The 13,457-nt window shown below is 71.5% G+C and carries 13 protein-coding genes; 6 read left to right on the forward strand and 7 right to left on the reverse strand.

The window, feature by feature from the left end:
• The coding region (locus ABZ471_RS20055) for a DUF6777 domain-containing protein (protein ID WP_359068114.1) at window positions 1-1,186 on the reverse strand (1,186 nt) is incomplete at its 3' end.
• A gap of 167 nt (window positions 1,187-1,353) precedes the next feature.
• Between ABZ471_RS20055 and ABZ471_RS20060 the strand changes: the two genes are divergently transcribed.
• Entirely contained in the window at window positions 1,354-2,622 is a 1,269-nt protein-coding gene (locus ABZ471_RS20060) for a streptophobe family protein (RefSeq protein WP_359068115.1), read from the forward strand.
• On the opposite strand, the gene ABZ471_RS20065 is transcribed toward ABZ471_RS20060, so the two are convergent.
• From ABZ471_RS20065 to ABZ471_RS20080, 4 genes are all read right to left on the reverse strand, one after another.
• Entirely contained in the window at window positions 2,619-3,602 is a 984-nt protein-coding gene (locus ABZ471_RS20065; protein ID WP_359068116.1) for a serine/threonine-protein kinase, read from the reverse strand. The two genes, ABZ471_RS20060 and ABZ471_RS20065, sit on opposite strands and share 4 nt — an antisense overlap.
• Window positions 3,602-4,153 (reverse strand): hypothetical protein, encoded by a 552-nt coding sequence (locus ABZ471_RS20070; RefSeq protein ID WP_359068117.1) that lies wholly within the window; start codon window positions 4,151-4,153, stop codon window positions 3,602-3,604. Before ABZ471_RS20070 ends, ABZ471_RS20065 begins: the two co-directional genes overlap by 1 nt.
• Entirely contained in the window at window positions 4,150-6,501 is a 2,352-nt protein-coding gene (locus tag ABZ471_RS20075; protein ID WP_359068118.1) for an FHA domain-containing protein, read from the reverse strand. Before ABZ471_RS20075 ends, ABZ471_RS20070 begins: the two co-directional genes overlap by 4 nt.
• 82 nt (window positions 6,502-6,583) lie before the next feature.
• A complete protein-coding gene (locus ABZ471_RS20080; RefSeq protein WP_359068119.1) occupies window positions 6,584-6,994 on the reverse strand; it encodes a hypothetical protein in 411 nt (136 codons plus the stop codon).
• Window positions 6,995-7,310: 316 nt separating this feature from the next.
• Between ABZ471_RS20080 and ABZ471_RS20085 the strand changes: the two genes are divergently transcribed.
• Window positions 7,311-7,691, forward strand: coding sequence for a nuclear transport factor 2 family protein (locus tag ABZ471_RS20085; protein WP_359068120.1), 381 nt, complete (start codon window positions 7,311-7,313; stop codon window positions 7,689-7,691).
• Between the two features lie 107 nt (window positions 7,692-7,798).
• Window positions 7,799-8,101 carry a DUF1905 domain-containing protein gene (locus ABZ471_RS20090; protein ID WP_359068121.1) on the forward strand — a complete coding sequence of 101 codons (303 nt, stop codon included), beginning with the start codon at window positions 7,799-7,801 and terminating at the stop codon, window positions 8,099-8,101.
• A 100-nt stretch (window positions 8,102-8,201) separates the two neighbouring features.
• Here ABZ471_RS20090 and mgrA read toward each other — a convergent pair whose 3' ends face one another.
• Window positions 8,202-9,194 carry an L-glyceraldehyde 3-phosphate reductase gene (gene mgrA / locus ABZ471_RS20095; protein WP_359068122.1) on the reverse strand — a complete coding sequence of 331 codons (993 nt, stop codon included), beginning with the start codon at window positions 9,192-9,194 and terminating at the stop codon, window positions 8,202-8,204.
• A gap of 144 nt (window positions 9,195-9,338) precedes the next feature.
• Here mgrA and ABZ471_RS20100 point away from each other — a divergent pair, with 144 nt between their 5' ends.
• The 3 genes from ABZ471_RS20100 (at window position 9,339) to ABZ471_RS20110 (ending at window position 12,365) form a co-directional block, all read left to right on the forward strand.
• Window positions 9,339-10,253: a LysR substrate-binding domain-containing protein gene (locus tag ABZ471_RS20100; protein WP_359068123.1), complete on the forward strand. Its 915-nt coding sequence runs from the start codon at window positions 9,339-9,341 to the stop codon at window positions 10,251-10,253.
• Window positions 10,254-10,319: 66 nt separating this feature from the next.
• Window positions 10,320-11,822 carry a carotenoid oxygenase family protein gene (locus ABZ471_RS20105; protein ID WP_359068124.1) on the forward strand — a complete coding sequence of 501 codons (1,503 nt, stop codon included), beginning with the start codon at window positions 10,320-10,322 and terminating at the stop codon, window positions 11,820-11,822.
• A 27-nt stretch (window positions 11,823-11,849) separates the two neighbouring features.
• Window positions 11,850-12,365 carry a DUF664 domain-containing protein gene (locus tag ABZ471_RS20110; RefSeq protein ID WP_359068125.1) on the forward strand — a complete coding sequence of 172 codons (516 nt, stop codon included), beginning with the start codon at window positions 11,850-11,852 and terminating at the stop codon, window positions 12,363-12,365.
• Here the strand turns inward: ABZ471_RS20110 and ABZ471_RS20115 are convergent.
• Window positions 12,347-13,417, reverse strand: coding sequence for an adenosine deaminase (locus ABZ471_RS20115; RefSeq protein ID WP_359068126.1), 1,071 nt, complete (start codon window positions 13,415-13,417; stop codon window positions 12,347-12,349). The genes ABZ471_RS20110 and ABZ471_RS20115 overlap by 19 nt on opposite strands.
• Window positions 13,418-13,457: the final 40 nt, after the last annotated feature.

Raw genomic sequence — 13,457 nt, forward strand, 5'->3', positions numbered from 1 at the left:
GCTTCTGCTGATCCTGCTTCTGCTGCTGATCCTGCTTCTGCTGCTGATCCTGCTTCTGCTGCTGATCCTGCTTCTGCTGCTGATCCTGCTTCTGCTGATCCTGCTTCTGCTGCTGATCCTGCTTCTGCTGATCCTGCTTCTGCTGCTCGTCCTGCTTCTGCTGCTCGTCCTGCTTCTGCTGCTCATCCGGCTTCTGCTGCTCATCCGGCTGCCAAGGGGCCGCCGGCGGCTTGGCGTACTGGTCGTGGCGGCCCATGTCGCCGGTGTGGCGGTGGAACCAGCGGTCGTCCCCGGGGTCGTAGATCACGAAGACGTTGACGACGACCGGTGCCGGTCGCACGGCGACGACGTTCGCAGACTGGTAAGACACCCAGTGATCGCCCGTCTGCCGCGGAGTGGTGCGCTGGGCTACGGGCGTGGTCAGCGGGTTGCCGCAGGCGCAGCGCGCCCGAGGTACGCCGTGGTTGTCCACCAGGACGGCGGTGCCCGACTGGAGGACGGCCTGGTAGGTGGTGGCGGAGCCGTCGTGGTAGCCGTGGTTGGTGACGCGGGTGTCGGCGCGCAGCGTCACGGGGGTCAGCGAGCGAAGATAGGAGGGGACGGAAGAGGCCTGCACACCGGATTCGGAGGCGTACGCGCGGTTTTTGGCCTGGTCGGCCTGGAGGGCCCTGATCTGCTTCTCGACATCGCAGCTGGGACGGTTCTGGGCCCCGCTGTAGAGGCCCGGGACACCGCCGCCGACCCCGCGCACCTGGGTTTGGGGAGGTGCGGAGGTGGCCGCCGGGCCGGTCTGCGTCCCGGGGGCGGTCGTCCGGGGGGTGGTCGGCGGAGACGTGGTCGCCGCCCGGGGCGGACTCTTGGCACTGTCCGTCACGGTCGACTCCGTGAAGGGGTCCGGGCCGGACTTGCTCGCCGACTGCAGGAAGATCTCGCCGCTCTGGGCGGTGGTGCCGCCGCCGGGTCGGGTGAGGATCATCGCCGCGACGACAGCGACGACCACGACTGTGGTGAGCACGGCCATGCGGGGCACAGATCTCCACCACGGCTGCTGCGGACCTTCGTCCCCTGCCCCGGAGCCGCCGCCCGGTGGTGGTGCAGGGGGGCCGGCGGGGGGCTGGGAAGGTCCCGAGAGAGGGCCGGAAGGCGGTCCGGTCGGGCGGCCGGATGACGGAGGTTCGACGCTCACGGGGTGCTTCTTCCCGTCGCGAAGCGCGGCTTGTGTCGGAACGTCTCGCTTGCCATGCATTTAATGCACTCATACCATTGTGTGCTCTTGCCCCAGGTGCCTCGCAAGCCGACGCGGACGGGCCACCCGGCGGGCGGGGTGCCCGGTTGCTGCTTAGCGTGGCAAGGGTGAGCCCTCCGACCGTCGCCGCGCGGCCCGTCGCCCGCCATGGCTGGGTGCAGGCCGTGGCCGCGGTCCTGACCGGGCTGGCCGTCATGGTCGTGTGCGCCGCGCTGGGTCTGTGGGCGGCCGGAGCGGCAGGCCTGCCGGACGGCGCCTTCGTCCGGGTGGTGATGGCGACGGTGGTGGCCGCGGTCGGCGGCACCCTCGAACTCTCCGGCAACGCGGGCGCGCTCGCCCGGACCGGGGCCGACCTCACGGTGATCCCGCTGTCGGTGACCCTCGTCGGCGCCCTGGCGATCGGCGCGGGCTTCCTGCGGCCGCTGCGGCACCGGGCGGTCGCCTCGGCCCGGGAGCTGGCCGGCTGGGCCGCCCGGATCGCGGTGCTGTGGCTGCTCGCGCTGATCGGCCTCGCCCTCGCCGCGCGGCAGACCTTCGCGGTGAACGTGAACAACGGCACTCTCAGCGATCTCGCCGACCTGTTCGACACCGCACCGAAGGTCGGGTTCACCACGGACATGCCGCTGACCGTGCTGTTCGGGCTGGTGTGGCTGGCCGGGGTCCTGGTGCTGGCCCTGCTGGTCGTGCCCGGAGCGCCGCTGCCGGGGCCGCTGCTGCGCTTCCAGGAGCCGGTGCGCCCGGCCGCGCACGCGATGGTCGTCCTGCTGCTCTGCTACGTCGTCCTGGGGCTCGTCGTCACACTGGTGTCGATGGCGCGGCGCGGGCACGTCGCCGAGACGTTCGCGGTGATCCTGCTCGGCCTGCCCAATCTGGTCTGGCTCGCCCTCACCCTCGGTCAGGGCGCCACCTGGCACGGCCGTGTGGACGGCTCGTTCGGGCTGCCGATGCCCCATGTGCTGGACGAGATCCTGCGCACCTCCGACGTCGCCACGCTGAACCTGCACACGCTCACCGACTACGACAGCGGGATGTGGTGGCTGCTGGTCACGGACGCGGTGCTGTTGCCGACGGTGGCCTTCCTGGCGGCGGTGCGTTCGCCGGCCCGTGTCCGGGCCTGGCAGCACGCCCTGCGCCTGGCCGTGGCGGTGGCCGTGACGGTGTTCATGATCTGTCTGCTCTGCCGGGTCTCGGCACACTACGGCCTGTCGCTGCTCGGCATCGGCGATCTGGGCGGTGGCCTGTCCGGGGAGGTGTTCCTCCAGCCCCGGCTGTGGCAGGCGGTGGGCCTCGGCGCGCTGTGGGGTCTGGCCGCCGGCTTCCTGGGCGCACTGCTGGCCCGGCCGGTGCACCGGCGGGGCAAGGTGGAGACGACCTAGGGCAGGCCCTGCCGGAAGACGGGTTCGGCCCAGTCCGGTGGGCGCGGGGGTTCGATCGGCGTCCGCAGGCCGGTCTCCGTGTCCGGCTGGCCGTCGCCGGGGGTGCCGGCCGGGGCGGCGCGCAGAGCGGCGACGAAGTCGAGGCAGGTGTCGTAGCGGGCGTCCGCGCTCTTGGCGAGAGCCCTGGTGAACACGGCGTCGACGGCCGGGGGAAGATCCGCGCGGGCCTCGCTCGGCGGCGGCGGTTCGTCGTACTGGTGGGCCCACAGCAGGGCCATGTCGTCCTCACGCAGGAAGGGCGGGTGCCCGGCCAGGGTCTCGTAGACGACACAGGCGAGGCCGTAGACGTCGCAGCGGCCGTCGACAGGGCGACCCGAGATCTGTTCCGGGGCCACGTAGTCGAGGGTGCCGACGAACTGGCCGACGCTGGTGAACCCGGTCAGGGACAGCGACTTCTTGGTCAGCCCGAAGTCGGTCAGGTAGACATGCTCGGGGTGGTCACTGTCGGTGCCCCGGGCGACCAGGATGTTGCCTGGCTTCACGTCCCGGTGGACCAGCCCGTGTTCGTGGGCGGCGTCGAGCGCCGAGGCCACCTGCGAGGCGATGCGCACGGCGGCGTCGAACGGCAGCGGCCCGTGCTCGTCGAGCAGATGACGCAGATCGCTGCCGGAGACGTAGCGCATGGCGATGTAGAGCACGCCTTCCGTCTCGCCGGCCTCGAAGACGGGCACGATGTGCGGGTGGTCGATCGAGGCCGCCACCTGGGACTCGTGGGTGAAACGCTTGCGGAAGGTGTCGTTGCGGGCCAGTTCCGGGGCGAGGAGCTTGAGCGCGACCCTGCGGTCCAGGCGCAGGTCGCGGGCGCGGTAGACGACGGCCATGCCGCCCCGGCCGACCTCGCTCTCGATGAGGTAGCTGGCGATCTGGCACCCGATCAGTTGCGAGGGCCGGCGGGAGGACAGGCTGGCCTGGCGCGACATCAGAGCTCACCCTTGGGGGCGGCGAACCGGGTGGGGGCGTGCCCGGAGCCCTCGTCCGACGCGGCCCGGTCGGTGGCGTAGGTGTGCAGCCGCCGTCCGTCGGCATACAGCCACCGTCCCTCCTCGGAGTCGTACAGCCACATGGACTCGCCGTCGACGACGACCCCGATCCGCAGTCCGCGGGTCCGTTCCCCGAAGGACTGCCCGTCCAGGGCGCCTGCCGCGAGTTCCGCCACGGCCGACCGGTATTCGGCCAGGGCCTGTTCGGCGCGGGCCAGCAGGGGCTCCGGGTCGGCGGTGCCGGCGGGCGGGCTCCCGGCGGCGGGCGGATCCAGGGGTACGGTGACCAGGCGGCGCCCGTCGACCCAGGCGGCCCAGCCGTTGGCGCAGCGGATGTGTGCCCATTCACCGAGCCGCTCCACGAGCACCACGGGCAGCAGCGGGTCGAGGGGCATCGTCGGCCGGGCCGGGTCCGGTGCCTCCCAGGCCGGCATCCCGTTCGGCGGGACGACGTGCGTGGGCCTGAATCCGAGGGGTGGCTGTTTCGTCATCGCTCAGCCTGCTTCCGCATCACGGCGGGTTCGTGCCGGCGCAGCAGCCGGTAGACCAGGAGCCCGCAGCAGGCGGCCAGGACCGGCAGCAGGCCGAGGTTCAGCAGCCACACGTCGACCGAGTGGCGGAACAGGGGGTCGGCAGTCAGGTCGCCGGGGACGATCCGGGCGAGCCCGACCGTGCCGGCCATGGCACCGAACGCCCAGCGCGAGGGCACCAGCCAGGACAGCTGTTCCAGGCCGGGCACGTCGTGCAGCGGGAGCAGGGCACCGCAGAAGACGACCTGGACGACGGCGAGCAGCACCAGCAGCGGCATCGTCACCTCCTCCTTGCGCACCAGCGCGGAGATCAGCAGACCGAGCATCATCGCGGTGAAGGACAGCAGGGCGACGGCCAGAGTGATCTCGGCCAGGGGCGGCAACAGGACGCCCTGTCCGCCCGGGGCGTTGAGGTCGACGCCGAGCAGGGCGACCAGGGTGAGCACGACGGCCTGGACGACGGTGATGGTGCCGAGCACCACGACCTTGGACATCAGGTACGCCGATCTGGGCAGGCCGACGGCGCGTTCGCGCCGGTAGACCGCGCGTTCCTTGACGAGTTCGCGCACCCCGTTGGCGGCGCCCGTGAGCACGGCGCCGACACACAGGATGAGCAGTGCGTTCATCGCGGTGTCCTGGGTCAGCTTCCCGCCCGCGAGGGCCCGGTCCATGGCACCCATCACGAACGGCAGGGCGATCATGACGGCGAGGAAGGTGCGGTCGGCGGCGAGGACGGCGGTGTAGCGGCGGACCAGGGTGGCGAGCTGCGCTGCCCGGCTGCGGGGGCGTGGCGGTGGCGCGGGGGCGGCCGGTGCGAGGTCCGGCCGGCGGGGCTGGGTGGTGGCCTCGGTGACGTAGTGCCGGTGGAACGGCGAGTCGTGGAACTCCCCGGCCCAGTCCCGGTCCTGGTCACGGTCGAAAGCCTCGAAGGCCTCCGGCCACTGTGCGAAGCCGAAGAAGGCGAGGGCGTCGTCGGGCGGGCCGTAGTAGGCGATCCGGCCGCCGGGGGCGAGCACGAGGAGGCGGTCGCAGACGCCGAGGCTGAGGACGCTGTGGGTGACCACGATGACGGTGCGGCCGTCGTCGGCGAGACCGCGCAGCATGTGCATCACCGACCGGTCCATGCCGGGGTCGAGACCGGAGGTCGGCTCGTCCAGGAACAGCAGCGACGGCTTGGTCAGCAGCTCCAGGGCCACGCTGACCCGCTTGCGCTGCCCGCCGGAGAGGGTGTGCACGGCCTGTTCGGCGTGCTGTCCGAGGCCCAGTTCCCCGATCACCTCGTCCACCCGCGCCCGCCGTTCGGCCTTCGCCGTGTCCTCGGGGAAGCGCAGCTCGGCGGCGTAGGACAGGGCGGCGCGCACGGTGAGCTGGGGGTGCAGGATGTCGTCCTGCGGGACCAGGCCGACTCGTCCCTGCAGTTCGGCGTAGTCGTGGTACAGGTCGCGGCCGTCGTACAGGACGGTGCCGTGGTCGGCGGGCCGCTGGCCGGTGAGGGCGTTCAGCAGCGTGGACTTGCCGGCGCCGCTCGGTCCGACCACGGCGAGCAGGCACTTCGCCCCGACCGGGAAGGAGACGTGGTCGAGGAGGACGCGGCTGCCGTCGTCGACGGCGACCGTGAGGTCCTGCACATCGAGGGAGATCTCGCCGCTGTCGACGTACTCCCGGAGTTCGTCGCCGACCAGGCAGTACGCGATGTGGCCGATGCCGATGATGTCGCCGGGGCCTACCGGGGCGCGGGTGACGGGCCGGCCGTTGAGGTGGGTGCCGTTGTGGCTGCCGAGGTCGACGATCTCGAAGCCGCCGTCGGCGTGGGCACGCAGTTCGGCGTGGTGACGGGAGACGGTCAGGTCGTCGATGACGAGGTCGTTGCCCGTGTCTCGGCCGATGCGGACGGTGTGCGCGGGCAGCGGCCGCACGCTGCTGGGGGTGCGGAAGGTCCCGGTCAGCTCGGGATGCGACACGGCCGAGGGGCGGTCGGCTGCCGGTGCGAGCGGGCCGAGCGGGACGGCTCGTGGGCCGTCGTCGGGGTTGCCGAAGCGGATGACGCTGCCGGGGCGGACGTCCCATTCCTGGATGCGGCGGCCGTCGGCGTAGGTGCCGTTGGTGCTCCGTGCGTCCTCGAGCGTCCACTGGTCGTGGTCGCAGCGCAGCACCGCGTGGTGCCACGAGACCCGCGCATCGTCGAACACGATGTCACTCAACGGATCACGCCCGACGTGGTAGTCGTGGCCCGGGCTCATCACCGTGGAGCCGGTGTCGGTCTCCAGGACGAGGTCGACCGCCGTCGGGGCGACCGGTCGCTCCGCCATGGTCAGAATTCTACCGATTAGCTCATGTATGCGCCCGGGGGGCCTGGCGATCCAGGAGGTACGGCATCCGCCGTGGCACGTGTCAGGCGACGGGAACGACGAGCGCCGGGAGGGTGCGCTGTATGCGCAGCGCGTCGACGGACTCGGCGAGCAGCTCGTACTCGGTGGTGTCGTCGCTCGCGGCGATGCGCACCAGTCGCCCGCCCGCCAACTCATCCGCCACCAGCTCCTGTTGGACCACGTCGGCACACCAGGCGCGCAGCAGCGCGGGTACGTCGGCGACCGCGTCCGCGACCGGGACGAGCGCGCCCGCGGGATAGGCGGGCTGTTCCGGGCTCGGGTCGAGCCGCTCGGCGATCCAGGACGCACGGTCCCGTAACCACCACAGGGCCAGTGCCAGGGTCGGCGCGCGATAGGTGCCGAGCGGTACGCCGATACGCTGTCCGCCGCACGTGCCGTACGCGGTGACATGGCACAGGAATTCGTCGTGCACGATCACTCCCCCGAACGTCTCGCCGGTGTGCCGGCGCGGCCCTCGCTTTCCGTGCGGCTCCTGTGCGGTGAAAGTGCCCCTGACGTTCGAGTATCGCCACTCCCGAAACACTGTCACCATGTCTTTCCGGCCAGTCTCTTGGCATATTCACCGTCCGTTCTGGCCGAAAATGCACCGGCCCTCCGGAGCCCGGTCATTACCCGGGAGGTAATCGACCCGGCCGCCGCCGCTCGGGCATGGTGGTCACACCGGATCGGCGAAACCCCGAATCCGGGTTCTGACCAGCAGAGACGACCTCGATGGAGGCTGATTCGCCATGACCGTGAACACCAACAGTTACGAGAGCGCCGTCGCCCGTTACTTCGAGGCCTGGAACGCCACCGAGCCGGAGGCCCTGCGGAAGGCGGTCGCCGCGGCCTGGACCGCGGACGGCAGCTACACCGACCCGCTCGCCGATGTCAGCGGGCACGACCAGATCGCGGCCGTGATCACCGCAGCCCATGAGCAGTTCCCGGGGTTCGCGTTCCGTCCCCTCGGCGCGGTGGACGGGCACCACGACACCGTGCGCTTCGGCTGGGAGCTGGTGAACGAGGCGGACGGCTCGGCGCCGGTGGCCGGGTTCGACGTGGTCACGCTGGACGGCGAGGGCCGGATCCGGCAGGTGCTGGGCTTCCTGGACCGGCTGCCGGCGGCCTGAATCCGAGCCGCGATGAGTTTTCCCGCTCGCGGCGGTCAGGTCCGGGAAAGGCCCGGGAACGGATCCACGGGCGACCCGGAAAAAGATCACTGCGAGCGGAGACCCTCATGAACAACACCGGCAGGAACACGGGCACCGCGGGGGAATTGGACGAGGAATTCACCGCGGTCCTGCGCAAAAGCCCGGAGAAAGGCGGCTGGACGTATGTGGTCTGGCCGCGGTCCGCCGAATTCTTCGGCACCCGCGGACTGGTCAAGATCCGCGGCACGGTCGACGGCCACCCTTTCCGGAGTTCCTTCATGGCGCTGGGCGACGGCACGCACAAGCTGCCCGTGAAGGGCGACGTACGCAAGGCGATCGGCAAGGCCGAGGGCGACACGGTGACCGTACGCCTCCAGGAGCGACTGTGACCCCCGTCCCCTCCCCGCCACCGGTGGCGGCGGGGTGCCACACCGCTGTACGCCGTCGACCCGGAGGCGGCGGTCCGCCTCCGGGAAGTCGGCGAGCGGACTACGGCCGGACGATCGCGTCGATCCGCGCCAGTTCCTCGTCCTCGAAGTCCAGGTTGCGGATCGTGCCGACGCTGTCCTCGATCTGCTGCGGGCTGCTCGCGCCGACCAGGGCGGAGGTGACCCGGCCGCCCCGGAGCACCCAGGCCAGGGCCAGCTGGGCCAGGGTCTGGCCGCGGGACTTGGCGATCTCGTCCAGGGCCCGCAGGCGGCCGACCAGGTCCTCGGTGACGGCGTCCGAGTTCAGGAAGGGGCTGTCGCTCGCGGCCCGGGAGCCCTCGGGGATGCCGTCGAGGTAGCGGCCGGTGAGGAGTCCCTGCTCCAGCGGGGAGTACACGATGGAGCCGGCCTGCAGCTCGTCCAGGGCGTCCAGCAGGCCCTCGTCCTCGGGGCGCCGGTCGAGCATCGAGTAGCGCGGCTGGTGGATCAGGAGCGGGGTCCCGAGTTCGCCCAGGATGCGCGCGGCCTCGCGGGTCTGCTCCGCCGAGTAGTTGGAGACACCGACGTAGAGCGCCTTGCCCTGCTGCACCGCGGTGTGCAGGGCGCCCATCGTCTCCTCCAGCGGAGTGTCCGGGTCGGGGCGGTGCGAGTAGAAGATGTCGACGTGGTCCAGGCCCATCCGTGCCAGGCTCTGGTCGAGCGAGGACAGCAGGTACTTGCGCGAGCCCCATTCGCCGTACGGCCCGGGCCACATCAGGTAGCCGGCCTTGGTGGAGATCACCAGCTCGTCGCGGTACGGCGTGAAGTCGGCCTTCAGAGCCTCGCCCAGCGCGGACTCGGCGGCGCCGGGCGGCGGGCCGTAGTTGTTGGCCAGGTCGAAGTGGGTGACGCCGAGGTCGAAGGCGCGGCGGAGGATGGCGCGCTGGGTCTCGACGGGCCGGTCGGGCCCGAAGTTGTGCCACAGGCCGAGCGACAGCGCGGGGAGTTTCAGGCCGCTGCGTCCGGTGCGCCGGTAGGGCATGTCGGCGTAACGGTCGGGGTGTGCGGTGTACAACGGGACTCCAGAGGGGTTGGCACACGGTCTTCCCGGCTCCCGGGAGCGTCCGGCTCCGGGAAACCGCTTCCCACTCTTCCCCGGGCAACGTACAGCGGTCCAACAGAAGAATCCGATGGAATTGTGCGGCTAGGCTTCTCAATCGTGGAACTGCGCCATCTCCAGCACTTCATCGCGGTCGCCGAGGACCAGCACTTCACCCGGGCCGCCGAACGCCTGATGGTGTCCCAGTCCGGTCTGTCGGCGTCCATCCGGGCGCTGGAGCGGGAGCTGCGGGCGCCGCTGTTCGTGCGGACCACCCGGCGGGTGACGCTCACCGAGGCGGGGCGCGCCCTGCTGGTGGAGGCCGAGCGGATCCTGGCACAGGTGCGTTCGGCGCACGAGGCGGTGGCGGCGGTGCAGGGCGTGCTGCGCGGCACGCTGGCGCTGGGCACCGAGCAGTGCATCGCGGGGGTGCATGTGGCGCAGCTGCTGGCGGCCTTCCGGCGGCGGCATCCGGACGTGGAGATCCGGCTGCGGCAGGCGGGGTCGGGCGAGCTGGCCGAGGAGGTCGCGGCCGGGCGGCTGGACCTGGCCTTCGCCTACCGCACCCGGGCGGACGGCGACCAGCTGCGCTCGGTGCCGCTGACGAGTGAGCCGATGACCGTCCTGTGCCATCCCAGTCACCGGCTCGCCTCGGCCGGCGCGGTACTCACGCCGGACGATCTGGCCGGTGAGGTCTTCGTGGACTTCCACCCGGACTGGGGGCCGCGCCGCGCCACCGACTCCGCGTTCGCGGCGGCCGGTGTCCGGCGCACGGTCGCGCTGGAGGTCAACGACGTGCACAGCCTGCTGGACCTGGTCGACGAGAACCTCGGCATCGCCGTCGTGCCCCGGCACTTCCGGCACAAGCGGCCCTCGCTCACCGCGCTTCCGCTGAAGGGCACGGGCGAGACGGAGTACGAGACCGTGGTCCTGCTGCCGCCGGAGCGGGCCACGGGCCCGGCGGCCCGCGCCCTGGTCACGCTCCTCGAAACAGGGGGCCTGGCACCACCCCGGAACGGGTCCCAGGCCACCTGATTCCGCCCGCCCGGCGCCGCAGACTCGTGACCGTCAGTCACGTCGACGACGGTCAGGAGCAGGAAGATGGCGGAACACACACGGCGGACGGTGCTGCGGGGCACGGCCGGGATCGCGGCGGCGGGTGCACTCGTCGGGACGGCGGGTCACCAGGCCGCGGCCCGCTCGGCGCGGCCCGCGACGGAACGTCACTTTCCCTTTCTGGAGGGAGCGTTCGAGCCGGTCACCGAGGAACTGACGGCCTTCGACCTGCCGGTCACCGGCCGGATCCCCCGCGAGCTGAACGGCCGTTTTCTGCGCAACGGCCCCAACGTCCTCGGTCTTGAGGACCCCCGTGCGCACCACTGGATGCTCGGCGAGGGCATGGTGCACGGCGTCCGGCTGCGGGACGGGAGGGCGGAGTGGTACCGCAACCGGTGGGTGCGGTCCTCGCAGGTGGCGAAGAAACTCGGCGAGCCCTACCCGGGGCCGGTGCCGCCGGACGACTTCCCCTGCAACACGCATGTCATCCCGTACCGGGGGCGGATCCTCGCGCTCCAGGAGAGCGGTCCGCTGCCGTACGAACTCGACGGCGAGCTGAACACGGTGGGCACCCACGACTTCCGGGGCACCCTGGAGGGGGCGTTCACCGCGCACACCAAGTACGACGCGCACGCCGGTGAACTCCACGCGATCGCCTACTACCCCACCTGGGACCACGTCCGGCACCTGGTCGTGGACCCCGCCGGGCGGATCGCCCGCACGACGCGGATCCCGGTGGCGGACGCGCCGATGATGCACGACTTCGCGCTCACCGAGAAGCATGTCGTCGTCTTCGACCTCCCGATCACCTTCGACCCGGCGGCGGCCGAACGCGGAGCACTCGTGCCGTACGTCTGGAACCGCGAGCACCCGACCCGAGTGGGGGTCATGCGGCGGACGGGCGGCCCGGTGCGCTGGTTCGGCATCGACCCGGTCTACTACTCGCACACGCTCAACGCCTACGACGAGGGCTCGTCCGTGGTCGTCGACCTGACGACCTATCCGGCGCCGTTCCACGTCGCCGGGCGCGGCTCCGACGGGCCGTACGGGGCGGGCACGGCGAAGCTCGAACGCTGGACGATCGATCTGCGCCACGGGCGTGTACGGCAGCGGGTGCTGGACGACCGGCCGCAGGAGTTCCCGCGCGTGAACGAGGCGTTGGTCTCCCGCCGGCACCGGTACGGCTACTCGGCGGCGGCCGCCGACATGACGCTCGCGTATCTGACCCCCGACGGCGGAAACCCGCCGGACCGCGCCTTCTCCAACGCGCTCATCAAGCATGACCTGCTACGCGGCACGACCCAGGTGCACCGGCTGTCCCGCGGCGCCGCGGCGGGCGAGGCCGTCTTCGTGCCGCGCCGACCGGGTGACAGGAAGGCGGTGGAGGACGACGGATACGCGATCGCGTACGTCCACAATCCCGACCGGGGCGCCGCCGACCTGGTGGTCCTCGCGGCGCAGGACTTCACCGGCGAGCCCGTGGCGCGGGTGCACCTGCCGGGGCGGGTGCCCCTCGGCTTCCACGGGAGCTGGATTCCGGACGCATGACCGCGCGCGATGCGCGATGGTGGACGCATGCATGCGAAGGACATCCTCATCGACGGCTACGGCCGCATCCAGGAAGAAGTCCATGCCGCCCTCGACGGCCTCGGACCGGACGAGCTGCACCGCAGTCCGGCCCACGGCGCCAACTCCATCGCCTGGCTGGTCTGGCACCTCACCAGGGTGCAGGACGACCACGTCGCCGACGCCTTCGGCCTCGACCAGGTGTGGCTGTCCGAGGACTGGGAGAAGCGCTTCGGCCTCGACCTGCCCCGCCACGACACGGGCTTCGGGCACAGTCCCGCGAAGGTCGCGAAGGTGCGCGTCGAGTCGGCCGGCCTGCTGACCGGGTACTGCGACGCCGTCCACGAGCAGACCCTCGGGGCCCTGCGCGGACTCGCCGCCAAGGATCTCGAACAGATCGTGGACGAGCGCTGGGATCCCCCGGTCAGCCTGGGCGTGCGCCTGGTGAGCGTCCTGTCCGACGGCCTTCAGCACGTCGGACAGGCCGCCTACCTCAGGGGGCTGTTTCAGAGCGCTGCCGCGTAACCCGGCAGGACAACGTCCTCGACGAGGGCCTTGCGCTCGTCGAACGGGATGAACGCGCTCTTGACGGCGTTCACCGTGACCGTGCGCAGGTCCTCCACGCTCCAGCCGGCCTCCTCGACCAGCAGGGTCATCTCCCGGGTCATCGTCGTCCCCGAGACCAGACGGTTGTCGGTGTTGAGGGTGACCCGGAAGCCGAGGTCCTTCAGCGCGGTGATGGGGTGCTCGGCGATCGAGGTGGCGCAGCCGGTCTGGAGGTTGGAGGTCGGGCACATCTCCAGCGGGATCCGGCGGTCGCGCACCCAGCCGGCCAGCCGGCCGAGCTTGCCGTCGACGATGTCCTCGGTGATCCGCACGCCGTGCCCGATGCGCTGGGCGCCGCACACCTGGAGGGCCTGGTGGATGCTGGGCAGGCCGTGCGCCTCGCCGGCGTGGATGGTGAAGGGCACGCTCTCGCGGCGCAGGTGCTCGAAGGCGGCCAGGTGGTCGGCGGGCGGGAAGCCGTCCTCGGCGCCGGCGATGTCGAACCCGACGACACCGGCGTCGCGGTAGGCGACGGCCAGCTCGGCCGCCTCGGCGACGCGGTCGAACATCCGCATGCCGCACAGCAGGGTTCCGACGCGGACGGGCGTCCCGGCGGCGGCCGCCTTGGCCATACCGGCGGCGAGGCCCTCCTGGACGGTCTCCACGACCTCGTTCATCGTCAGGCCGCCCGCCGTGTTCAGCTCGGGCGCGTAGCGCACCTCGGCGTAGACGACGCCGTCGGCGGCGAGGTCCAGGACGTACTCCTCGGCGACGCGCAGCAGGCCCTCGCGGGTCTGCATCACGGCGAGGGTGTGCTCGAAGGTGGCTATGTAGCGGACCAGGTCGCCGGAGTTGGCGGCCTCGAAGTACCAGGCGGCCAGCTCGTCGGGGTCGGTGGTGGGCAGGGTGTGGCCGACCGCGGCCGCGAGCTCGACGACGGTGGCGGGGCGCAGGCCGCCGTCGAGGTGGTCGTGCAGGACGGCCTTGGGCAGGCGGCGGATCACTTCGGCGTCTACGCGCGTAGCAGTCATGGCGGGTCTTTCCTTGAGCGGGTGGTTCGAAGCGGCGGAA

It is taken from the genome of Streptomyces sp. NPDC005728, from assembly GCF_040630895.1.
GTDB lineage: Bacteria > Actinomycetota > Actinomycetes > Streptomycetales > Streptomycetaceae > Streptomyces.